22 protein-coding genes are annotated in these 21,655 nt (G+C 42.7%); 5 read left to right on the forward strand and 17 right to left on the reverse strand.

Translation table 11 applies throughout. From position 1 onward, the window contains the following. Positions 1–69: 69 nt before the first annotated feature. From ABT997_RS07200 to ABT997_RS07230, 7 genes are all read right to left on the reverse strand, one after another. Positions 70–639 carry a PepSY domain-containing protein gene (locus ABT997_RS07200; protein WP_006596735.1) on the reverse strand — a complete coding sequence of 190 codons (570 nt, stop codon included), beginning with the start codon at positions 637–639 and terminating at the stop codon, positions 70–72. Positions 640–816: 177 nt separating this feature from the next. Then, a complete protein-coding gene (locus tag ABT997_RS07205) occupies positions 817–1,149 on the reverse strand; it encodes a hypothetical protein (RefSeq protein WP_233332191.1) in 333 nt (110 codons plus the stop codon). Between the two features lie 27 nt (positions 1,150–1,176). Continuing rightward, complete coding sequence (locus ABT997_RS07210) at positions 1,177–1,875, reverse strand: 3-oxoacyl-ACP reductase (protein ID WP_350019067.1); 699 nt, start codon at positions 1,873–1,875, stop codon at positions 1,177–1,179. After that, positions 1,868–2,104, reverse strand: coding sequence for a DUF2829 domain-containing protein (locus ABT997_RS07215; protein ID WP_000141913.1), 237 nt, complete (start codon positions 2,102–2,104; stop codon positions 1,868–1,870). The genes ABT997_RS07210 and ABT997_RS07215 overlap by 8 nt, the downstream gene beginning before the upstream one ends. A 99-nt stretch (positions 2,105–2,203) precedes the next feature. After that, on the reverse strand, positions 2,204–3,034 hold the full coding sequence (locus tag ABT997_RS07220; protein ID WP_350019068.1) for a hypothetical protein: 831 nt from the start codon (positions 3,032–3,034) through the stop codon (positions 2,204–2,206). Beyond that, positions 3,031–3,831: a hypothetical protein gene (locus tag ABT997_RS07225; RefSeq protein WP_350019069.1), complete on the reverse strand. Its 801-nt coding sequence runs from the start codon at positions 3,829–3,831 to the stop codon at positions 3,031–3,033. The genes ABT997_RS07220 and ABT997_RS07225 overlap by 4 nt, the downstream gene beginning before the upstream one ends. After that, positions 3,828–4,154 (reverse strand): PadR family transcriptional regulator, encoded by a 327-nt coding sequence (locus ABT997_RS07230; protein ID WP_120702278.1) that lies wholly within the window; start codon positions 4,152–4,154, stop codon positions 3,828–3,830. Before ABT997_RS07230 ends, ABT997_RS07225 begins: the two co-directional genes overlap by 4 nt. A gap of 236 nt (positions 4,155–4,390) precedes the next feature. Between ABT997_RS07230 and ABT997_RS07235 the strand changes: the two genes are divergently transcribed. After that, complete coding sequence (locus tag ABT997_RS07235; protein WP_219075073.1) at positions 4,391–6,355, forward strand: peptide ABC transporter substrate-binding protein; 1,965 nt, start codon at positions 4,391–4,393, stop codon at positions 6,353–6,355. Between the two features lie 88 nt (positions 6,356–6,443). Here the strand turns inward: ABT997_RS07235 and ABT997_RS07240 are convergent, their stop codons facing one another. The 3 genes from ABT997_RS07240 to ABT997_RS07250 all read right to left on the reverse strand — a co-directional run bounded on the left by ABT997_RS07240 (position 6,444) and on the right by ABT997_RS07250 (position 9,642). Further along, positions 6,444–8,447: an FtsX-like permease family protein gene (locus ABT997_RS07240; RefSeq protein ID WP_048715482.1), complete on the reverse strand. Its 2,004-nt coding sequence runs from the start codon at positions 8,445–8,447 to the stop codon at positions 6,444–6,446. Then, positions 8,440–9,207 carry an ABC transporter ATP-binding protein gene (locus tag ABT997_RS07245; protein WP_023022533.1) on the reverse strand — a complete coding sequence of 256 codons (768 nt, stop codon included), beginning with the start codon at positions 9,205–9,207 and terminating at the stop codon, positions 8,440–8,442. Before ABT997_RS07245 ends, ABT997_RS07240 begins: the two co-directional genes overlap by 8 nt. A gap of 177 nt (positions 9,208–9,384) precedes the next feature. After that, on the reverse strand, positions 9,385–9,642 hold the full coding sequence (locus ABT997_RS07250; protein WP_003011864.1) for a SemiSWEET family transporter: 258 nt from the start codon (positions 9,640–9,642) through the stop codon (positions 9,385–9,387). A 286-nt stretch (positions 9,643–9,928) separates the two neighbouring features. Here ABT997_RS07250 and ABT997_RS07255 point away from each other — a divergent pair, with 286 nt between their 5' ends. Beyond that, positions 9,929–10,192 carry a SemiSWEET family transporter gene (locus ABT997_RS07255; protein ID WP_006596747.1) on the forward strand — a complete coding sequence of 88 codons (264 nt, stop codon included), beginning with the start codon at positions 9,929–9,931 and terminating at the stop codon, positions 10,190–10,192. Between the two features lie 371 nt (positions 10,193–10,563). Here ABT997_RS07255 and ABT997_RS07260 read toward each other — a convergent pair whose 3' ends face one another. The 5 genes from ABT997_RS07260 to ABT997_RS07280 form a co-directional block, all read right to left on the reverse strand. Next, on the reverse strand, positions 10,564–12,549 hold the full coding sequence (locus tag ABT997_RS07260) for an FtsX-like permease family protein (protein WP_350019070.1): 1,986 nt from the start codon (positions 12,547–12,549) through the stop codon (positions 10,564–10,566). Then, positions 12,550–13,308 carry an ABC transporter ATP-binding protein gene (locus tag ABT997_RS07265; protein WP_061563696.1) on the reverse strand — a complete coding sequence of 253 codons (759 nt, stop codon included), beginning with the start codon at positions 13,306–13,308 and terminating at the stop codon, positions 12,550–12,552. A 15-nt stretch (positions 13,309–13,323) separates the two neighbouring features. After that, entirely contained in the window at positions 13,324–13,452 is a 129-nt protein-coding gene (locus ABT997_RS07270; protein WP_257721762.1) for a hypothetical protein, read from the reverse strand. A gap of 158 nt (positions 13,453–13,610) precedes the next feature. Then, complete coding sequence (locus ABT997_RS07275; RefSeq protein ID WP_048690524.1) at positions 13,611–14,585, reverse strand: sensor histidine kinase; 975 nt, start codon at positions 14,583–14,585, stop codon at positions 13,611–13,613. Further along, positions 14,578–15,255, reverse strand: coding sequence for a response regulator transcription factor (locus ABT997_RS07280; protein ID WP_006596753.1), 678 nt, complete (start codon positions 15,253–15,255; stop codon positions 14,578–14,580). Before ABT997_RS07280 ends, ABT997_RS07275 begins: the two co-directional genes overlap by 8 nt. A gap of 183 nt (positions 15,256–15,438) precedes the next feature. Between ABT997_RS07280 and ABT997_RS07285 the strand changes: the two genes are divergently transcribed. Beyond that, complete coding sequence (locus ABT997_RS07285; RefSeq protein WP_350019071.1) at positions 15,439–16,623, forward strand: DUF2974 domain-containing protein; 1,185 nt, start codon at positions 15,439–15,441, stop codon at positions 16,621–16,623. Positions 16,624–16,756: 133 nt separating this feature from the next. On the opposite strand, the gene ABT997_RS07290 is transcribed toward ABT997_RS07285, so the two are convergent. Further along, positions 16,757–18,025 (reverse strand): DUF6287 domain-containing protein, encoded by a 1,269-nt coding sequence (locus ABT997_RS07290; RefSeq protein ID WP_350019072.1) that lies wholly within the window; start codon positions 18,023–18,025, stop codon positions 16,757–16,759. A 175-nt stretch (positions 18,026–18,200) separates the two neighbouring features. Between ABT997_RS07290 and ABT997_RS07295 the strand changes: the two genes are divergently transcribed. Beyond that, positions 18,201–18,722, forward strand: coding sequence for a DUF2975 domain-containing protein (locus ABT997_RS07295; RefSeq protein ID WP_314370119.1), 522 nt, complete (start codon positions 18,201–18,203; stop codon positions 18,720–18,722). Between the two features lie 10 nt (positions 18,723–18,732). Further along, positions 18,733–18,939 carry a helix-turn-helix domain-containing protein gene (locus tag ABT997_RS07300; protein ID WP_003006064.1) on the forward strand — a complete coding sequence of 69 codons (207 nt, stop codon included), beginning with the start codon at positions 18,733–18,735 and terminating at the stop codon, positions 18,937–18,939. Between the two features lie 516 nt (positions 18,940–19,455). Here ABT997_RS07300 and metG read toward each other — a convergent pair. Next, complete coding sequence (gene metG / locus ABT997_RS07305; RefSeq protein ID WP_350019073.1) at positions 19,456–21,447, reverse strand: methionine--tRNA ligase; 1,992 nt, start codon at positions 21,445–21,447, stop codon at positions 19,456–19,458. Positions 21,448–21,655 lie beyond the last annotated feature (208 nt).

Genomic DNA, 21,655 nt, shown 5'->3' on the forward strand with positions numbered 1-21,655 from the left:
TTCCCTTATTATACCATGCTTCCATAAAAAATCTCGGCTAGGAAAAGCCTAGTCGAGATCTTACTCTAGTTAATCGTGATCCAGCTCCACATCTTCTTCCAATACGGTACCTGTATTGGCATCTAACTCTAACTCAATTTTTTGATTGCCTTCTCGCAAGCTAACGCTATAGACAAGTTTACCATCTTCTACATCTAACTCTACTTTTTCGATACTAGCATTCGAGTATTTTGATTTCAGCTGGCTCTCTACCTTAGCCAAGTCCAACTGAACACTTGCTCCGATTAATTGCTGATCTTCACGATCCTGACTCAGATCCTTAGTTTTTGACTTCAAGATAGCACCAGACTGGCCATCGATCTTATATTCTTTTTCATTTTTTCCATCCAAGATGGTCACTTCATACACTGCTTTTCCATGTTTTTCTTCTTGCTCGTAGCCAATCACTTTTCCACCCTTAGCTTCTTTCAGAGCTTTTTCTTGAGCTTGTGCAAGGGTGACAGATGCAGTCACTGTTGAAGAAGTAGTCTTTTTACTTGTTCCAGTATCGGCAAAGGCTACTACAGAGCCTAGAGCGGCAGTTGATAGAGAGAAGATTGCGAGACTTGCAACGGCTTTTTGTTTAATTGATTTTTTCATGTTAGTTACCAACTTTCTTTTTTTCTTATCAAGTTCTTCTTGATGATTCTATTTTATCTAAGAAAGATGAATCCAAAATGAATGAGAAAAGATTTTTTAAAAAATTTTTTAAAAAAGACTGAGTAAATCGACGAGCTTTTTGCAGCTATCTTTCTCAGTCCCCTTTCTATTTCTATCTTACTCCTCCTGCAAGATCTGATTAATAAAGTCTGTAATTGATTCAGCTACCTTTTGCATTTCGAGAGAACCTAGCGCACCTAGATCATTTTCATAAATGCTATCGTCCCCATTCTTTTTGAGGAAATAGGCCAGATCCCCATCTTGACCGATCATAAAGAAATCTGGTTCATCCTCATCAATCTGGTAGGTTTGATTGCGTTCGGTAAGATCTTCTTTAGCATAGAGACAAATACCCGTCTCACCAATGTCATAACCTGACTGATCCCCTAAGTCATCAAGAAATACCTGATATCCTTTCGGTAAGGAAAAACCAAAATCATATTCGTGCATACTTTAACCTCCTGCTTTCTCAGTTCTCTATTTCAGACTCCAACCACCATCAATGGTCAGGAGTTGTCCCTGCATGGCAGAGGCCTTCCCACTGGCCAAAAAGAGACTGACTTCTGCCACTTCCTCTGGCTCAATCCAGCGCTTGATGGGCGTCTCACTGGCCACCCAGTCTGCTAGGCCTCCTGGTTCAAAGTCCGCTGCAGTCATGCCTGTTTTGACAGCCCCCGGTGCAATGCCAAAGACTTGAATCCCAACTTCTGCATAATCCAGGGCCAGCTGTTTGGTAAAGCCTGCTAGCGCATGCTTAGAGGAAGTATAAGCGTGACCGCCACCTCCTGCTAGACTAGAAGCAATGGAGCACATATTGATGATGATCCCTTGCTTCTTCTCCAACATTTGAGTCAGATAATACCGTGTCAACTCTACCGGAGTCACATAGTTGATCTCAAAGATCTCCTGAATTTCCTGAGCGCTTTGCTCAAGAAGTTGTTTGTAGTCATCCAATACTCCTGCCGTATTGCACAAGATGTCGACCTTAGGACACCAGTCAAAAATCGGCGTCAAATCCAAGGTCAAGTCCCGCTGCAAGAAGTGAAACTCACCTGGCAACTGGGGATCAGCACCCTGGTCTACCCCATAAACCTGGTAGCCCTTTTCTAAAAAGAGACGGGCTTGAGCCAGACCAATCCCGGAGCTAACGCCTGTGATCAAGACCCGTTTAGTCATGAACTTCCACCCAGTCTGTCGCTAAGACATCACAAGGGGTTGGGCTCCACATGGAAAAGCCTTCGCCTTCACCAGATACGTTAATGAGAAAATAAGGCGTCACTTCAAGGGCAACCCCGTTTTGCTCGATGGTATCGAAAAGCTGGACATAGTTCTCAGCACCGCCCCAACCAGTTCGCACATATTTCTTTTTTGCCTTTAGTCCAGGCAAGATTTCTTCAAATGTCATCATCTTCTCCTTTGATTCATACTCCCTTTCATTATAACAAAAATCATGCTTGTTCGTTGTTTTTCAACAAAAAAGGGGAGCTTCCTCCCCCTCTTCACTCTATTCACCATTTTCTGTCTTGTTCTTTTTCAAGGCCCGAATGGTAAACCAATAGTATATAACTAGCCCAAAAACAATGATGGCTGTTGGCAGGAGGACAGTCATACTAGGATTCTGAATTCCTTGTGCCAAAGTCCAGCGATGCAAGAATCCCACTACTAAGAAGGACAGAATAGGAAAGATGAAGGCACGAGCAAACTCTTCTTTCCATTGCCACAGGATAAGACCTGCAGAAGCCCCTGTCATCAGGAAAGTATCCCATGGATTCGGTACCGTCAACCAGGCAAAAGCTGGCAAGAAACGGACCCCAACTATTTCACTGATAAAATAGATCCCCAGAACGAGAACGACTGCTACATAGATTGCTTTTTTTGACTTCTCTTCTGCAAAAATGAGGCGACGAAGTAGATAGAATAGCAACCCAACGGCTAAAAGTCCTAAAATACTATCCGTTAGATAGACGAGGGGCTTGAGAACCAGGACTGCTTGCGAAGCAAAATCACTTAAGAGGCGATAAAAAATCACAATTCCTGAGACGATTGCACCATATTTTAGAACAGATCGCGTGGATTCTTTAGGCATGTTCTCTATGATTTGGTCTGCCATTCCCTTAGGATCCTGTCCAAAATAGTCCTTGGCCGTCCATCCATCTCCACTTGCTTGCGAAAAATCCAGCGCTAGATTATAGACCTGCTCTCTCAAAGCTTTCTCCTCATATAAGAAGCCAGCGAAATTAAAATAATCCCAGAGATCTTGGAAATAAGCTTGGTCCTCCTGGCTAAAGGTTTGAACCAAAGCCTGCGTTTCTTCATAATAAATAGCAGATGTCATGGTGTTTCCCCCTTTCTTTGGAGACGAAATACAATGAAGGACAAGACTAGTCCTATCAGAGGGAGTAGCCAGCGTAATACATTAGCAGTTCCTGGATTCACAAAGCGAACACAGCATCCAGTTACAAAGAAAGTCACCCCCATGACCAGTAGGCTAACAGCGAGCCGTCCCTGATTTCTATAGGTCATGATCGTAAATCCAAGAAGAACCAGAAAAGCCAGAACAATCGCCCAACCATCTAGCAAAAGGATACTTCGATTCAGACTCAAATGGTCAGAAAACACGCGCTCTATCCTAGGAGACAGGATCAAACTAATCACACTGATGATAAGAGCCCAAGGCCACTTGATTTCCCCATAGCTCTGTTTGGACCAAAGCCACATCATGAATTGACTCAACACTACGAAAATGAGTAGATCTAGCAGATATGTTAAGGGAGCAATCACCAGTGGCATCATCCAGGCAAAATCCATTACAAACCGCATGCCAACGAAAATCGTTCCAAGAATCAAGAATAACCCCACAAAAGAACCTAGCCTGCGCCTAGATAACTCCGAGAGAACTTGGTCCATCATGGCCCTTGGATCCTTTCCGTAGTAGTCCATAGCACCAATCCCGTCTCGCTCAGCAACCTTTAAATCGCAAACCATATTGTAGAGCTGTTCACCCAGTAGCTCATCATCATAAAAATAGGACTTCACTCCAATATAAGCTATCATTTTTTTCATATAAGCTTGATTGTCCTTATTTAGGTGCATCAATTCGGCTGACATTTTTTCTGTATAATCTTCGATCATGCTTCCCCCTCCTTTTTCACGCGTTCTACTTTAATGACCAGATCCTGCCACTGGTTCCAAAATTCCTCTAGTCGCTCTCTTCCTTCTTTGGTTAGAGAGAAATATTTGCGATCAGGTCCATCCGGAGAGGGCCTCATTTCTCCTACTATGACTCCCTGCTTCTCTAGCTTCTGAAGCAAGGGATAAACGGTCCCCGCAACAATCTTATCAAAGCCGGTTTCCTTAAGGCTTTGGATCAATTCATAGCCATAAATAGATTTCTTTGAAATAATTTCTAAAACACAACCTTCCAGGACACCCTTGAGCAATTGCGACTCTTTCATCCTTCTCCCCCTTTCTATACACCCTTCTTTTTAACTAGTTTGTTTTACATACTAGTCCTTTCACTATTAGTATACTACTCCTTAGCTAGTTTGTAAAGCATAATAGTTAAAAATATTGAATAAAACTCAAGGAATCCTAATATTATGACTAAATATACAATTATTTTCAAAAAACAATTGCTTTTTATAAAAAAAGGTGTATAATAATACAAAATCTTTATTAAAGGAGATAAGTGATGAAAAAATCTAAACTAGCTTTCCTAGCAGGTGTCACGGTTGCTTCAGCCCTGTTCCTTGCTTCATGTGGATCATCTTCAAAATCTTCTCAGACAAACACTTACTCATACGTGTTTAGTACTGATCCAGATTCTTTGAACTACCTCCTTTCAAACCGTTCAACAACAAGTGATGTCACAACTAATTTAGTAGATGGACTTTTTGAAAACGACCAATACGGTAACTTGGTCCCTGCCCTAGCAGAAGATTGGTCTGTTTCTAAGGATGGATTGACTTATACTTACAAACTTCGTAAAGATGCAAAATGGTATGACTCAGAAGGGAACGAATATGCAGATGTCACTGCACAGGACTTCGTCACTTCTCTGAAATACGTAGCGGACAACAAATCAGATGCCCTCTACTTGGTTCAAAACTCAGTAGCCGGCCTGGATGACTATGTCACCGGTAAAAATACGGACTTCTCTAAAGTTGGAGTCAAAGCTGTTGACGACCATACCCTCCAATACACTTTGGCTCAACCTGAATCTTTCTGGAATTCTAAATTGACAACTTCGACCATGATGCCCGTCAATGAAAAATTCCTTAAGTCTGCAGGTAAAGACTTTGGTAGCGTCAAACCTTCTGGAATCCTCTACAACGGTCCTTACTACTTGAAATCCTTCACTTCAAAATCGTTGATGGAGTTCACCAAGAACGAGAACTACTACGACAAAGACAATGTGAAGATCGATGATATCAAATTGACCTACTTCGATGGTTCTGACCAAGACTACCTGGCTCGTAACTTCTCTGATGGAAACTTGACCACTGCGCGTCTCTTCCCAACGAGCTCAACCTTCAGTACCATTGAGAAAAAATTCAAGGACAATATCGTTTATTCACCACAAGATGCGACTGTCTACTATGTCTACTTCAACGTAAACCGTCAAAACTACGGTCATACTGAGAAAACAACAGACGACCAGAAGAACCAAACCAAAACAGCTCTTCAAAACAAAAACTTCCGTCAAGCCATCAACTTTGCCCTTGATCGTACTTCACTAAGTGCCCAATCAAACGGGAAAGATGGTGCTAGCAAAACCCTTCGTACGCTTCTTGTACCTCCAACATTTGTGCAAGTGGACAACAAAGACTTCGGTACTGTTGTTGAAGAAAAACTTGCTGCAACAGGAGATGATTGGAAGGATGTCAGCCTAGCTGATGCGCAAGATAGCATGTTCAATGCGGACAAGGCTAAAGCACAATTTGCTAAAGCCAAAGAAGAGCTCCAAGCACAAGGTGTTCAATTCCCAATCCACATCGACTATGTGGTTGACCAGTCTTCTGCTAGCATTGTGCAACAAGCTGATTCAATGAAAGACTCCATCGAAAAAACATTAGGAAAAGAAAATGTTGTCGTGGATGTTCAGAAATTGTCTACGGAAGATGCGGACAATGCAACCTACTTCGCTCAAAGTCCTGATCAAAAAGACTTTGATATGGATATCGCTGGTTGGGGACCTGACTTCCAAGATCCATCAACTTACTTGGATATCTTCAATCCAGTCGATGGTTCAGCCTTAGCAGGAATGGGAATCAATCCGGCAACTGACCAAGCCCTAATTGAAAAACTAGGTTTGAACGAGTACAAACAACTATTGGATGATGCCAATGCAGAACAATTGGATACCAAAACTCGTTATGAAAAATATGCTGTTGCTCAAGCTTGGTTGACAGACAATGCCTTTGCACTTCCTGTCTACTCTAAAGGTGCTGTTCCTTCTATCACGAAGATCAAACCATTTACAAAAGCCTTCTCCTTGATTGGTATCAAAGACGGGGCTAGCTACTACAAGTACATGGAATTACAAAGTGATACAGTCACAACGGCTGACTACGACAAAGCTTATAAGAATTGGTTGAAAGAAAAAGAAGAAACCAATAAAAAAGCACAAGAAGAACTTGCAAAACACGTCAAATAATGGTTGACGTCAAAACACCGAGGATCAAATCCTCGGTGTTTTTTGTTCAGCAACTTGTCTCATTTTTCAATCCTTGACAGAGACATCGCTATCGCACGACAATCTTCCGATAACTTCTAGAAGTTAGAAGAAAGACGAGGACATAAGAGATGAAAAAGACAGCGCAGATAGAAAGAGTTGTTTGAAGGACCAAGCCCGCATTGGTCGCTCCTAAGATGGCTACGATCTTCGCGATCATCTTGTAGGCTACTCCTAGGTATAGGAAGGAGAAGAATAGAGGAAGGAAAAAGACGGTGAGAATCTGTTTGCGAATGGTGGTGCCGGTTTGCTTTTGGTCCAATCCTACTTGTTGCAAGATCACAAAATTATCCCGATCCTCATGACCCTCTGAAATCTGTTTGTAGTAAATGACGAGTACTGTAGCTAATAGAAAGATGACTGATAGGAAAATCCCGATAAAGAGGAGAGTCCCTGCTGTTTCACGCCACTCCTTCTCTATACTGTATCGTTCATATCCACCAAAATAAGTCGCACCATATTGACTCATTTTGTCTGTCGAATACAGCTCTTTGGTCACGCCACCAGTAAAATCTTTGTTGTCTTTATTTTTGGCATTAATAGAGAATTCTAAATTCTTATCAACTTTTAGACCCAGTTGGTTCAAGTCAGGAAGAACAAGGTACAAGCCCATTTGGTGTTGAAACAGGGCGTTTTGTGGGATCTTCCCTTGGATAAAGTTGGAGTCTAGTTTTTGTTTAATCGTGAAGGTCTTCCCATTGATTTCTAATTGTGCGTCTAATCTTCCAGGATACTGATACCCATAGGCTAGGATTTCATTTTCCCCAAGCTCAACTTTTTGACCCGTTAGTTGCTCGTAAGTTGCCTGATCAAAAAAGTAGACTGTTCCCTCTGTCTTCATCTCCTGATCAGCTTCTTGATAGGACTGCTCAAACACCTCTAAGCTCCTTCCATCAATCTTTCGAATTTCAGCAGACCAGTATGTTGTCTGTGCCACCTGATAATCTGATAGATGTGTCACATCGGCTGTTTTCTTAATTTGGGCTTGAACATCCTCAATAACCGTTTCTGTCTCAGCATCTGAAGGCATATGCCCCACACTAATCATGTAATCAGAAGGGTAAACAGTATCTAGGTAATTCTGCCCTCCAATAAAGATATTGAGCGACCCGGTTAAGGTGACCAAGACCATGGTGGAAAGAATACTAATGGTCGCGAGGCCCGCTGCATTTTTTCGCATCCGAGCTATTAAGTTAGAGACGGATATAAAATTCTCTGGCTTGTAATAATAGGATTTCCGACCTTTGAGAAATCTTAAGAAGGTAATGGATCCTGCATTGAATAAGAGATAAGTCGCCAGAATGACCAAAATGACAGCAATAAAGAATCCTTGAACAGCCGCTACCGGACGCTCAACGGTTAGCGCTATATAAAAAGCAATTCCTAAGAGCCCAAGTCCTAACAGAGTTTGGACCAGCAAGAAGCGTCCCTTCTTCTCTCCTGCTTTTTTCTGTTGCATGAGGTGGAGGGAACTGTAGCGCAAGAGACGGAAAGAATTCAACAAAAGAATGAGACCAAAAGCTAAGGCTAACCCAAGTAAAGTGTTAAGAACAGCCTCTATCTGGAAGGTTGATTGAATGACGACTGGTAGCCCCATACATTTTAGGAGCAAGGCAAAAATCAAGCGATCAAACAAGAGTCCCAAGCCCAGTCCTACTCCAACTGTGAGAACATAGAAGGAGAGCAGTTCCCATAAGGTCATGACGAGAAGGTGCTTCTTCTCCATCCCCAAAACACTGTACAGTCCCAATTCTTTGGAACGATTTTTCATGACATAGCCATTGGCATAAGCCACTAAAATGATGACGACTAATTGGACAACGAAACTACCAAAACCAAGAACAGTTCTCGCCGCTCCCCCTCCGTAAGAATCCTCTAAATGAGGGGTCGATGACAAGGCGATAAAACTATAAAGGATCATAGTCGTTAAAATAACAGCCAAGGCAAAGGGATAATAGAGCTTGCGATTTTGTTTGAGGTTGGAAAGAGCTAATTTACTTGTTAATTTAAACATCACGATCCTCCTTTCCCGCCATGACCGTCAAGGTATCTGAGATTTCTTGGAACATCTGACGCTCTGTTTTTTCCCCACGGAAAATCTGGTTGTAAAGGATCCCATCCTTGATGAAGAGCACGCGCTTGGCCCGAGCTGCTGCTGCGGTTGAGTGGGTCACCATGAGAATAGTTTGCCCCATGCTATTGATGTCTTCAAAGACGTCGAGCAACGCAGCAGATGATTTGGAATCTAGCGCCCCTGTTGGCTCATCCGCAAGGAGGATTTCTGGCGAGGTGATGATAGCCCGTGCTACGGCTACCCGTTGTTTTTGCCCACCAGAGATTTCGTAGGGATATTTTTCAAGCAGTTGGTGGATGCCCAATTCCCGACTGACGCTATCGACCTTACTCATCATTTCCTTGACCGGTCTGCGAGAAAGGACCAGAGGGAGAAGGATATTGTCCTTGACAGACAAGGTATCAAGCAAATTGAAATCTTGAAAGACAAAGCCTAGTTTTTCCCTACGGAAGCTCGACGCGTCCTTGTTCTTGATGGTCGAGGTGTCCATGCCATTGAGGTAGACCCGTCCTTCGGTCGGCTGATCCAGCATGGCTAGGATATTGAGAAGGGTCGATTTACCGGATCCTGATTCCCCCATGATAGCGACATACTCCCCCTTCTCCACGGTAAAATGGATATCCTTTAAGGCTTCAACCTGAGTTCCTTGAAAGCGGGTTTTGTAAATTTTTTTCACATGTTGTACATCTAATAAGGCCATTTTCATTCTCCATTTCTATCCGGTTATATGATTGACATCCATAAAACTTTTTTTACACCTCTATTGTAACGATTTGGAGAGAGATCTACAATAAGCTAACCTTTCATTTTGAGCCTGATTTCTTACATTTCTGTAAGGTATAAAAAAACTAGCTTCCTTGCGGGAGCTAGTTCCTTCTTATAAGGCTGTGATGGCTGTGATCAACCCAAAGATGATCCCTGGTGCATTGGCTGCAGCAAGTGGGATATCGCGTTCTTTTTTAAAGAGTCCATAATAGACCCAAAGACTACAGTTGATGGCTGCCACTAAAGGTTGAATAAAGTTTCCTTTGTGACCAGCGAGATTATCCATAATTTGTGGGAAATAAGAGACATACATCATCACAGACATAAAGGTCGCAACCCAACCAAGAATTTTCATTTGTTTTTCATTCATTTTCATGATACCTTTCGTTTTTTAAGTACGCACTATTCTAACTCTTACATACTTAAAATTCAAGTCTTTTTTCAAATGTTACCAAACTGTAAAGTGTCACAATCTTGTGATTTTGAAGTCCACAAAAAGCCATTTCTTATCCATGATTTTTTCTTGTTTCTAAGATTTTAAAAAGACATATTGTCTAGTTTTTGTCCAAATGTAATAGTTTTCAAGCGAAATCTAATGCAATTTTATTGCACAAGACCTGTTCTTATGGTAAAGTAATGATTGGAGGTAGAAATAAATGAATAAACAAAAAATAAACAAAATCGTTGGCTCGATCGGTGCCTTTATTGGTATTATCGTTTTCATTGCCTACATCCCACAAATTATTGCTAATTTACAGGGAAACAAGGCCCAACCTTTCCAACCCTTGTCAGCAGCTATATCTTGCTTGATTTGGGTCATCTATGGTTGGACAAAGGAACCTAAAAAAGACTGGATTTTGATTATTCCGAATTCGGCAGGTGTCATCCTAGGTGGATTGACTTTCCTAACATCACTTTAATAGAAATCGATCAACGACTGAACTCTACTGGTTCGGTCTTTTTTTGTGTAGCCCTTTAAACAACCAAAAGACAACTGCGATCAGATTTTGAACAAAAAGCCCGCTATAAGCGAGCTTGAAAAGTTTACAATTTTTTTCTTTGAATAACCTAAGTCGGGCTATTGTGCAAAAAAATCAAAATGATTTCTAATTATTCATAGACTATATTGAAACTTTCCGCCGTGAGAAAAGTTCCTGAAACACGATTGTTTCAGGAACTCGGGAGTTTTGATACCTCAAGATCAAAACTAAGTCATGGAACTTCTTCGAAGTTCGCTGACGTCCGTCCTCACCTAAGGAAAGTTTCAAATATGATATGAACTTGTCTTTTCTTAAATCTGCACAATCTTGCGATAACTCCGAGAAGTGATCCAAAAGACAACCAGGTAGGTGACGAGAAAGACGGCACAGACACTGAGGGTCACGACGAGGACTTGGCCACTATTGATGACACCGAGCACTTTGAGAATGAGACGAATCATATGGTAGGCAAAGGCCAGGTGGACAAAGGCAAAGATGAGAGGAAGGAAGAAGACGGTCCGCACTTGACGGTTGATGGTCCGTTTGACCTCATCTTCATCAAGTCCCACCTGTTGGAGAATGACGAAGCGGTCACGGTCTTCATAGCCTTCTGAAATTTGCTTGTAGTAGATGACGATAACTGTTCCAACCATAAATATCAATGACAAGAAAATACCGATAAAGAAGATGCCACCAAAGAGGCTATTCATTTCTCTCACATTATATGCTCGATTGCCTCCATAGACAAATGTTCCTTGGGCCTGTTGACTGCTCAATTCATCGATCATCTTGTCATAGCTGTCAGCTAACTTAAGTTGGTGTTCTTCATCAACATTGACATTGAAACCACCATAGATTTGGGTAACGACAGCAAGGTTCGGAAACTGAGCGACAAAGGCTGAAAGGTCAGGCACGATCAGGTAATTGAAATCCTCTGTCAGCATATTGAAGATGTTTGGGACATGATCGGTGATAAAATCCTTGGTCACTTCTTCCTTGACTTGGAAGTCTTTCCCATTGATGGTAAACTGCTTCTGCCCTTTCAGAGCCTGGTTATGGGCAAAGAGGATAACCTGGTTGCCGGTCAGATCGACGTGTTCTCCTGTCATCTGCTCATAGCTAGCTGCATCAAAGACCAGGAAGACTGTTCTCGGTCTGACATCGTGTTCATCATCAGGATAGACCGTGAAGTCTGTGCCCTTTTGTGATTCGACCCCAAAGGTAGCATAGGTCATCAGGTCACGATTTTTGATCTCAAGCTGGTGCCCAGATGCAAATTCATCAAATTTCTGATTGATTAGCTCCAAATCCACGCCTTTTCCTTGAATGGAGAAATCATGTGGATTCATGATTTTTTTGATCATTTCACCACCAACATAGATGTTGGTCGCAGCAGAGATGGTCACCAATACCATGGTCGAGAGGATAGCAATGGTCGCAAGCCCCACTGCATTTTTCTTCATGCGATAGATGAGGTTAGAGACCGAGATCATGTTGTTGGGTTGGTAATAATAACTCTTCTTTTTCTTAAGCAGGTGCAAGAAGACGGTGATCCCAGCATTAAAGAGCAGGTAGGTCCCAATCATAACCAAGACAACTGCTAGAAAGAAGATCAAAATCGCAGACATGGGGTCTTTGACAGACAAAGCTAGGAAGTAGCCAAAACCAAGAGAGGCTAAGCCCAGGATGGTTTGGGGCCACAAGAAGCGAGCTTTCTTTTCACCACTAGCTTTCTCACGCGTTAACTGTAGGGCATTCAAACGAAGAATACGCCAAGCGTTGAGAAAAACCAAGAGGGCAAAGATGAGACCAAAGGTAACAAAGACCAAAATTACAATCCCTGGTTGGAAGGTAGATACCAGCTGGACCTTCATCTTCATGAGTTTCAAGAGAAAGGCAAAGATCAGCTTGTCAAAGAGGGCGCCGATCAAGATACCGCTTGAGATAGTCACAAAACCAAAAATCAAAAGTTCTTTGAAAATCATGAAGATGAGATGCCGTTTTTCAAGGCCTAGCATACTGTAAATTCCCAACTCCTTGGAGCGATTTTTCATAACAAAGCTATTGGCATAGAGCACGATGATAGCCCCCGCAACATTGACCACGAACAGTCCCAATCCAAGGGTGAAGAGTATGGGAGATCCCCCTCGAAGCTTAGTAATGTTGGGATTAAAGGTCAAGGAGTCAAAGAGATAGGCGATGGTCACTGCGAGAATGACCGCAATCGCAAAGGGATAATAGAGCTTGCGGTTCTTAATCAAATTGGAGCAAGCTAATTTAGTGGTTAATCGAAACATCTACTCCACCTCACTTGCCATGATCGTCAGAGTATCTGAGATTTCTTGGAACATCTGACGCTCAGTCTTCTCCCCGCGGAAGATCTGGTTGTAAAGGATCCCATCCTTGATAAAGAGCACGCGCTTGGCCCGAGCTGCTGCTGCGGTTGAGTGGGTCACCATGAGAATGGTTTGCCCCATGGTGTTGATATCTTCAAAGACATCTAGCAAAGCAGCTGAAGACTTGGAATCCAGCGCCCCGGTTGGCTCATCAGCAAGGAGAATTTCAGGTGAGGTGATGATGGCCCGTGCCACAGCCACCCGTTGTTTTTGCCCACCAGAGATTTCGTAAGGATATTTCTCTAGAAGTTGGTGAATGCCCAATTCCCGACTGACGCTATCGACCTTGCTCATCATTTCCTTGACCGGTCTGCGAGAGAGGACTAGAGGAAGGAGGATATTGTCCTTGACGGACAAGGTGTCGAGCAGGTTAAAGTCTTGAAAGACAAAGCCTAACTTTTCGCGACGAAAGCTCGAAGCGTCCTTGTTCTTGATGGTTGAAGTATCGGTGCCATTGAGGTAGACCCGTCCTTCGGTCGGCTGATCCAGCATGGCTAGGATATTTAGAAGGGTCGATTTCCCGGAACCTGATTCCCCCATGATGGCGACATACTCCCCTTTTTCAACAGTAAAGTGAATATCCTTTAAGGCTTCGACCTGCGTCCCTTGAAAGCGAGTTTTGTAGATCTTTTTGATATGTTGAACGTCTAGTAATGACATACTTTTCTCCTTTTACTAGTAGATCAAGAAAAATTCTTGGGTTTGTTGTAGGACTTGGCGACCAAATTCCACCTTTTCCAAATCGGTTTTCTTATTTGGTTTCTTAATCTTTTTGGGTTCTTTCATCCATTTCAAGAGTTTCATTTTCTTGACCTCCTTCATTTGATGAGACTATTGTATAAAAAATAAAAGGTGGTCACCATAACCTAACCTTTCATTTTTAAAATTAAATCTTACATTTTTGTCATTTTTAAATAAAAGAGGGCCTTAGGGAGAGAATCATTAGGTACCGACGAATTCCCCTAATCCATGACCAACTTCTTCTCTTCAAAGTGAATGGCAACAGTCGTCCCTTGGCCGACTTGAGACGTCATCTGGAGTTGGTGCCCTAGCTGATCGGCAATCTTTTTAGACAGATAGAGGCCTAGTCCCGAAGATTGCTGGGTCAAATGCCCATTGTAGCCGGAGAATCCCCGCTCAAAGACACGGAGTATATCGCTATCCTTTATTCCAATCCCACTATCTTTCATATAAAGGGTCTGGTCTTTGAAATAGATCTCAATCACGCCAGTGCTGGTATACTTAAGGCTATTAGACAGCAATTGCTCGATGATGACCAAGAGCCACTTGCGATCGGTAATGACGGCGACATCTAAGTCATGCAGATCCACCGTCAAGCCCTTTTGAATAAAGAAGATGGCATACTTTCGCACCACTTCTTTGACCAGCTCTTCGAGTGGAACACGCTTAAGCACCAAATCATCGTGAAAGCTTTCGAGTCTCAGATACTGGAGGACCACATTGGCATAGGAATCAATCTTAAAGAGCTCCTGCTCCATTTGTTGTCTCAAGTCGCTGTCTTCTATATTTTTAACCAAGAGTTGACTGGCCGCAATGGGCGTCTTAATCTGGTGGACCCAGAGGGTATAGTAATCCATCAGGTCATTGTAGGTCTCTAGACTCACCGTTGTCTGCTCACGTTGGGCTTGCTGACTGGTTGCTAGCTTCTGACTCAAAACCTTTTCTAGAGGGGTCTCAGCTACTCCCTCCCCATAGAGCACTTCCTTCCGATAGGCCTGATAACCAGCGACTGCATCCCAAATGACCAGAAGAAGACTCAAAAAAGCCAAAATGCCAGTCAGGTAAAGAAGAAAATTGCGGTAGCCTTCGAAGATATAAGCAAATAAAACGAGAGAAGAAAGGAGTAAACAGATCAAAAACAGATAGCGACGATGAGAAATCAGATAGTCTTTGACAAATAAGAATCGATTATCCATTGCTCAACCCGTATCCTATCCCTTTTTTCGTTTCGATAAAATGTTCCAGTCCTGCTTCTTCGAGCTTCTTCCGAAGTCTAGCTACATTGACCGAGAGGGTGTTATCATCAATAAAGAAATCACTGTTCCACAATTCCTTCATTAAATCATCCCGAGCCACTACACTTCCAGCTTTTTCAAAAAGGATGCGAAGAATTTGAAATTCATTTTTGGTCAAATTAACGACCTCTCCCTCATAGACCAGATCCATGGATTTGAGATTGAGGATGGCGCCCCGGTGTTCTAACAAATCTTGATCAGTTCCAAACTCATATGAGCGGCGAAGGAGACCCTGAATTTTTGCCAGAAGGACATTGGGATCAAATGGCTTGGTCACATAGTCATCTCCTCCCATATTGATAGCCATGACGATGTCCATAGCTTGATCTCGTGAGGATAAAAACATGATAGGGACCTTAGATACCTTACGAATCTCCTGGCACCAATGGTAGCCATTATAAAGAGGAAGGCCAATATCCATCAGAATCAGATGAGGATTGGTCTGGACGAAGGTGCCCAATACATCCATAAAGTCATCAACTGCAATAACTTCAAAGCCCCACTGCTCCATGATTTTCTTCACTTGTTGGCGAATGGTTTCATCATCTTCGACAAGAAGAATTTTATGCATGCTCTTTCCTGCTCTTTCTTACTAGAGTATTACCCTTTCATTATATCAAATTATCCAAGGAGCATACATATTTTTCGCCATCTCAACTTACAGGTAACTCCTTTCGTCAATTTCCTATTTTTATGGAGGGGCCTTTCAGGTATTTTATGCTATACTGAACATACAGATACAAAGGAGAATCTCATGTCCACGATTTTTGATTATCTAGACTATGTCGCCTATGATTCCATCTACGATCGCCCTTTTAAGGAACTCGATGTTCTGGCACTGACAGAGCTGACCTATCTTCCTTTTGATCGGATCGTGCCCCAAGGGGATACGACCAATATTGAAGTCCGCTTATCTGATGCAGTAGAGCTAGTCGATCGAACCACAGATTTCATCGTGACAGACCAACACCTGCAATTAGTCGATGACTTAGCTAGTTCAAAGCGTTTTAAAAACATCAAACTCCTCAACTATGTCAACGAATATGAGCCCGATGTTCAGAAGCAGTTTGCGGCTATGACCTATCGTCTTACCATGGATGTTTATTTAGTTGTCTTCAGAGGGACGGATGACACCTTGATCGGCTGGAAGGAAGACTTCCATATGACCTATATGGACCATGTCCCAGCTCAGAGGCGCGCAGCCAGCTACCTACAAAACGTCATGAAGGAATTTCCTAAAGGGCGCTTCTTAGTAGCCGGTCACTCCAAAGGGGGCAATCTCGCAACCTATGCCTGCTCCTACCTTCCTGATCAGCTGTCCGAACAAGTCCATGCCATTTACTGTTACGACGCTCCAGGTCTCAACAAGTCCATTATCAAAACAGAGGGATACCAACGAATCGCACACCTCATTCATCGCTTTGTCCCACAAGGATCCATCGTCGGCATGATGCTGGAAGTCCCAGAGCCTACTACGATTGTTAAAAGTCGAGCCTTTGGTGGCTTTGCCCAGCATGACGCCTTTACTTGGATGGTTGAAAAGGATGGATTTGTGACACTAGATCAAACCAATCCCGATAGCCAGCAGACCGATGAGACCCTAAAACAGTGGGTTCGCGAAACATCGGCGGATGAGCGCAAGAAGTTCTTTGATACCTTTTTTGGCATTTTTCTGGACGCAGGCATCACTTCAATTAATGATTTGAGGAACTTGAAAAATTTCTCCAAGATCAAAGACATCTTTCAAAGTGCTCAAGACCTAGATCCTACAGAAAGGGAAATGCTGGAACGTCTAGCCAAGCAACTCATCGACACCCGTGTCCAAGCTTGGAAAAAATGGCAAACAGTTCCCCGTATCCTGGTTCAAATGGCTGCATTTTTCAAGCGAAAACAAGCAGTCGAGTCCTCCTCACCTCTGCTTCTTGAGCACAAAGATTGACAATTTCAACTCTACTCTATAAAATGTAATAATATCGTTTACATCCAATGGTGTGAACGAATTTTTTTATAGAAAGAGATTTAATTAAAGCAAAACAAAACCCAGGAAATCACATTTCCTGGGTTTTCGCTTCTTATTGACGATAGAAGTATTGATCCGCTGGGTAGTTGCCTGCAGATTGGGTAACAACCAAGCGAGGTTTGCTCTTATCTGACTGGTCTCCATTAGGATTTTCAAAACCAATCTTAAAGAGGCCAACTGCCACTCCTGTTTCTCCCACACGTAGATCTACATAAGGGACTTTACTTGTCTTATCCGAGTTCGGCACTGCTTTTAATCTTCCTTGACCTTTCACAGTTCCATCTTCTTGAATGACCATCTCCTGGCCTTTAGCATTGCGCCATGTCCCTGCCAGACTTGAGAAGTCTCCACTATTGATGGCCGCAATATCAAGGTCTACTTCCTTCTTAGGCTCTGGGTAAGCTTCCCACCATTTGTCCTGGTAGGCTTGGAAGGAGGCTTGATGGTAGAAGATACGTCTCAAAGGTGAAACGACGCCATCAGGACCTTGAACATTTTCAGGAATCAAGGTGACAATCAATTCTTGACCAGTACTTGCTCCAGTTGTTCCAGCTTGGACAAAGTAAACCTGATAGGTTGATCCAGCTTTCTTAGGTTTCTTATCTTTATTGAGGACAAATTGGACATTGGTAGCTCCACTCCAGAAGCTCCATCCCTTATCCTGATCAGAGTAGATAGAAGGAAAGACAGTAGTCCGGTGATTATAGTAATCTTCTGGACTATAGCCATACAGCTTAAAGCCGGAATCCGCAATCTGCTGTTCAATAGATTCATTGGAATAGCTTCCCGCGAAGGTTGTCAAATCCCCATCCAATACCGCATCATCTGGATTCGTCGATTTAAAGAAATCCTTCTGATTGGCAAAGACCATCTCATGATCGGGGTCTTTGTCTGACATAGTTACCGTAATAAGGGGGGCTTTATCTGTTTTGTATTTAAAGATACGCACAGTGATGGTGAAATCCTTATTTCCATCTGACTTTTTCATCTGACTAGTAGAAACTTTATTGGCTCCTTCTACTTTGAAATCCGTTGAGAAAGTTGCTGATACAGGACCATCTTCTGTCTCGTAATCAATCTTCCAAGATTTCCCATCTTTTTGAATCTTGGCCTTATCACGCGCACTAGAGACATATTCACCAGATAGATCGATGGCTTTTTCCTTAGATGAAGACGAGGTCTTCGAGGTCTGATTGAACTCTTTTTGATGATCCGGTTGAATATTAGAGCTAGAGTAGAGATAGACTCCTCCGATTAGAACCACTGCACTCACAAAAGCGATGATCATCCAAAGATATTTCTTATCTAATTTTTTGATCATTTCAATACCTCCTTGAAATGGTAGTTACCTAATAGTATACCTTAAATTCTATTTAAAGCAAATTTTGACTGAATTTCATAAACTTTTTATCGTTTTTCGATACTTTTTTATTGACTTATTTTTTATAAGGAGTATACTATAAGTGAAAAATAAAAAAACTTCAAGGAGGCTTGCGATGAAAAAGTCAAAAACCTTAAAAAATGTCATTGAAGTCTTAACGGCTTTCATTTACTTCTGTGGCTTTATAACCGTGGCTGCACTGGTCGTCCACCTGCTTTCCCGGATGGGAGTGTTTAAGGATCTCATTCAATCTGGACGCTTGTCCTTTGATGTGAATGGCATCCAACTCTTCCCCAAACATCTCCAACCTCTCTGGCAGTTGCTCTTCCCACTAGCCTCAAGCGCTATCTATATTTACCTTCTCATCACCATTCGCAGCTTCCTCAAAAATCTCTACCAAGAAAAGATCTTTTCTCACTCCAACATTGATCTTTGCAACCGAGCTTGGAAGATTCTCTTGGTCTTGTCTTTTATGTCTGGCACACTTGAAACCAGTGGCGATGCTTATCTCCTTCCCTTCACTTTCAAATTTACCTTTAACACAGGGCTTCTCCTTGCCGTTCCAATCGTCTGGGTCCTTGGCAAGATTTTAGAGAGAGGGATTGAGATCGCTGAAGAAAATGAGCTAACCATTTAAGGAGGATGCCATGATTATCGTCAATCTAGATGTCATGCTGGCCAAGCGGAAAATGAAATCCAATGAGCTAGCCGATAAAATCGGCATCACGACAGCTAACCTCTCCATTCTCAAGACCGGCAAGGCCAAAGCCATCCGCTTTACCACCCTTGAAGCCATCTGCAAAGAACTCGACTGCCAGCCCGGAGATATCCTGGAATACCGGCCAGATGAATAGGAGATGTATTTAAAAATATAATTTGAGACCTTCCTTAGGTGAGGACGGACGGTAGCGAATCCCTTTGGGATTCCATACCTAAGGTTTGAGCCTACTGTCTCAAATCTTCCGAGAGTCTGAAACGATAACGTTTCAGACTCTTTTCTCACTGCGGAAGTCTCCATTAACATTCATTACTAATAGGACTCAGCTACCATCCTTGTAAAATTCAATGATGGGAACTATATCAATACAAGAAAAGCACTCCCGCGAGAGTGCTTGAGAGTGTAGACAATCTGTTCTTTCTTACAAATCAAATTAATTCTATAAAAATCAAAAAATTTATTCGTTAGAATTATTCAATCATCTACTGAAACTTTCCGCCGTGAGAAAAGTGCTAGAAACAATTGTGTTTCTAGCACTCGGGAGTTTTGGAACCTAGGGTCCAAAACTAAGTCATGGAACTTCTTCGAAGTTCGCTGACGTCCGTACTCACCTAAGGAAAGTTTTTTAGATGATTTTTTCTTTGTCTATCGTTTAGCCGATGATGCTTCCATTTGGTACAGATGGATCAACCGTTAAGACTGTTAATTGATCTCCGTGTTCTGCGGAAAGAATCATGCCTTGGCTGACATATTTCTTCATCATCTTACGTGGTTTGAGGTTGGCCACGATTTGGAGTTTCTTGCCGACCAATTCTTGTTCGTTTGGATAGAATTTCGCGATACCTGAGAGGATTTGACGGTCTTCGCCATCTCCTGCATCTAGGCGGAAGCGAAGCAGTTTGTCTGATCCTTCGACGCGTTCCACTTCTTTGACCTCTGCTACACGGATTTCAACCTTGTCAAAGTCTTCAAATTTGATCTCATCTTTTTCAGACTTGAGTTCCACTTCTTCTGGAATCCATTCTTTTTCTTGCGGCTTGCCTGCAGTCATTTGAGATTGGATGTAGGCAATTTCTTCTTCCATGTCGAGACGTGGGAAGATTGGAGTTCCTTTGGCAACCACTGTGATATTTTCAGGGAAGCCTGCTAAAGTCAAGTTTTCAAGATCAAAGTCCAAGCCCAAGCCAAGTTGTTCCGTGATGGCGTTTGAGGTATTCATCATGAATGGTTGGATCAAGTGAGCCACGACACGAAGACTAGCCGCTAAGTGAGCCATGACCGCTGCCAATTGTTCCTTGTCGCCATCTTCTTTAGCGAGGACCCAAGGAGCAGTCTCATCGATGTACTTGTTGGTACGAGAGATGATGTTCCATACAGCTTCCAAAGCGCGTGGGTAATCAACTGCGTTCATTTGTTTGTGGTATTCAGCGATGTTTTCTTCAACTACCTTAGCCAAATCAGCATCAAATGCAGTGACATTTTCGACATAAGCTGGAACTTGGCCACCAAAATATTTGTTGATCATGGCTACCGTCCGGTTAAGGAGGTTTCCAAGGTCATTGGCCAATTCATAGTTGATGCGAGCCACGTAGTCTTCTGGTGTGAAGGTACCATCAGAACCAACTGGAAGGCTACGCATGAGGTAGTAACGGAGTGGATCCAAGCCGAAGCGTTCCACCAACATTTCTGGGTAGATGACATTCCCTTTAGACTTGGACATCTTGCCGTCTTTCATGACAAACCAACCATGGGCAATCAAGCGATCAGGCAATTTAACATCTAACATCATGAGAAGGATTGGCCAGTAGATGGAGTGGAAACGAAGGATGTCTTTTCCGACCATGTGGAAGACGGTTCCGTTCCAGAACTTGTCAAAGTTCCCATGCTCATCTTGATCATAACCAAGAGCTGTCACGTAGTTAAGAAGAGCATCAATCCAAACATAAACAACGTGTTTAGGATTAGATGGGACTTGGACTCCCCAGGTAAAGGTGGTCCGAGATACTGCCAAATCTTCCAAACCTGGCTCGATGAAGTTTTTCAACATTTCATTGAGACGGCCATCTGGGGTGATGAAATCAGGTTGGGATTTGAAAAATTCTACCAAACGGTCTTGGTATTTGCTGAGACGAAGGAAATAAGATTCTTCAGAAACCCATTCTACTTCGTGTCCTGATGGGGCTACCCCACCGATGACCTTGCCATTCTCATCACGGTATACCTCAGCCAATTGGCTTTCTGTAAAGAACTCTTCATCAGAGACTGAATACCAGCCAGAGTACTCACCTAGGTAGATGTCGTCTTGCGCCAGCAAGCGTTCAAAAACCTGAGCCACTACTTTTTCATGGTAGTCGTCTGTCGTACGGATGAATTTATCATATGAGATATCGAGTAATTGCCAGAGTTCTTTCACTCCAACCGCCATCCCATCTACATAAGCTTGCGGTGTAATGCCAGCTTCTTCTGCTTTCTGCTGGATCTTTTGCCCATGCTCATCGAGACCAGTCAGGTAGAAAACATCGTAGTTCATCATGCGTTTGTAACGCGCCAAGACGTCACAGGCGATCGTTGTATAAGCTGAACCAATATGCAATTTACCAGATGGATAATAGATAGGGGTTGTGATGTAGAATGATTTTGTCATTTTCTTTTCCTTTCAAGGCTAATGAAACCTTATGTAATAACACTTCATTATATCATTTTTAGGAGTCCCTGAAAACCAAAAAACAGCTAGGTCTGCGACGGACAAACAAAAAAGCTGACTGAAGTCAGCTTTCTATGATTGATAACGAATCCTGCTAAAATTGCCTCGCTTTGGCATTTTCAGGCTCGGGATAAAAATATCCACTGGA

This window comes from Streptococcus australis, assembly GCF_040226615.1.
In the GTDB taxonomy this organism is placed as follows: domain Bacteria; phylum Bacillota; class Bacilli; order Lactobacillales; family Streptococcaceae; genus Streptococcus; species Streptococcus australis_E.

Bases quoted from the DNA above. Each gene is read 5' to 3' on its own strand.
- ABT997_RS07200 (WP_006596735.1), bottom strand. From the start codon at position 639: ATGAAAAAATCAATTAAACAAAAAGCCGTTGCAAGTCTCGCAATCTTC.
- ABT997_RS07205 (WP_233332191.1), bottom strand. From the start codon at position 1,149: ATGCACGAATATGATTTTGGTTTTTCCTTACCGAAAGGATATCAGGTA.
- ABT997_RS07210 (WP_350019067.1), bottom strand. From the start codon at position 1,875: ATGACTAAACGGGTCTTGATCACAGGCGTTAGCTCCGGGATTGGTCTG.
- ABT997_RS07215 (WP_000141913.1), bottom strand. From the start codon at position 2,104: ATGACATTTGAAGAAATCTTGCCTGGACTAAAGGCAAAAAAGAAATAT.
- ABT997_RS07220 (WP_350019068.1), bottom strand. From the start codon at position 3,034: ATGACATCTGCTATTTATTATGAAGAAACGCAGGCTTTGGTTCAAACC.
- ABT997_RS07225 (WP_350019069.1), bottom strand. From the start codon at position 3,831: ATGATCGAAGATTATACAGAAAAAATGTCAGCCGAATTGATGCACCTA.
- ABT997_RS07230 (WP_120702278.1), bottom strand. From the start codon at position 4,154: ATGAAAGAGTCGCAATTGCTCAAGGGTGTCCTGGAAGGTTGTGTTTTA.
- ABT997_RS07235 (WP_219075073.1), top strand. From the start codon at position 4,391: ATGAAAAAATCTAAACTAGCTTTCCTAGCAGGTGTCACGGTTGCTTCA.
- ABT997_RS07240 (WP_048715482.1), bottom strand. From the start codon at position 8,447: ATGTTTAAATTAACAAGTAAATTAGCTCTTTCCAACCTCAAACAAAAT.
- ABT997_RS07245 (WP_023022533.1), bottom strand. From the start codon at position 9,207: ATGGCCTTATTAGATGTACAACATGTGAAAAAAATTTACAAAACCCGC.
- ABT997_RS07250 (WP_003011864.1), bottom strand. From the start codon at position 9,642: ATGAATGAAAAACAAATGAAAATTCTTGGTTGGGTTGCGACCTTTATG.
- ABT997_RS07255 (WP_006596747.1), top strand. From the start codon at position 9,929: ATGAATAAACAAAAAATAAACAAAATCGTTGGCTCGATCGGTGCCTTT.
- ABT997_RS07260 (WP_350019070.1), bottom strand. From the start codon at position 12,549: ATGTTTCGATTAACCACTAAATTAGCTTGCTCCAATTTGATTAAGAAC.
- ABT997_RS07265 (WP_061563696.1), bottom strand. From the start codon at position 13,308: ATGTCATTACTAGACGTTCAACATATCAAAAAGATCTACAAAACTCGC.
- ABT997_RS07270 (WP_257721762.1), bottom strand. From the start codon at position 13,452: ATGAAACTCTTGAAATGGATGAAAGAACCCAAAAAGATTAAGAAACCA.
- ABT997_RS07275 (WP_048690524.1), bottom strand. From the start codon at position 14,585: ATGGATAATCGATTCTTATTTGTCAAAGACTATCTGATTTCTCATCGT.
- ABT997_RS07280 (WP_006596753.1), bottom strand. From the start codon at position 15,255: ATGCATAAAATTCTTCTTGTCGAAGATGATGAAACCATTCGCCAACAA.
- ABT997_RS07285 (WP_350019071.1), top strand. From the start codon at position 15,439: ATGTCCACGATTTTTGATTATCTAGACTATGTCGCCTATGATTCCATC.
- ABT997_RS07290 (WP_350019072.1), bottom strand. From the start codon at position 18,025: ATGATCAAAAAATTAGATAAGAAATATCTTTGGATGATCATCGCTTTT.
- ABT997_RS07295 (WP_314370119.1), top strand. From the start codon at position 18,201: ATGAAAAAGTCAAAAACCTTAAAAAATGTCATTGAAGTCTTAACGGCT.
- ABT997_RS07300 (WP_003006064.1), top strand. From the start codon at position 18,733: ATGATTATCGTCAATCTAGATGTCATGCTGGCCAAGCGGAAAATGAAA.
- metG (WP_350019073.1), bottom strand. From the start codon at position 21,447: ATGACAAAATCATTCTACATCACAACCCCTATCTATTATCCATCTGGT.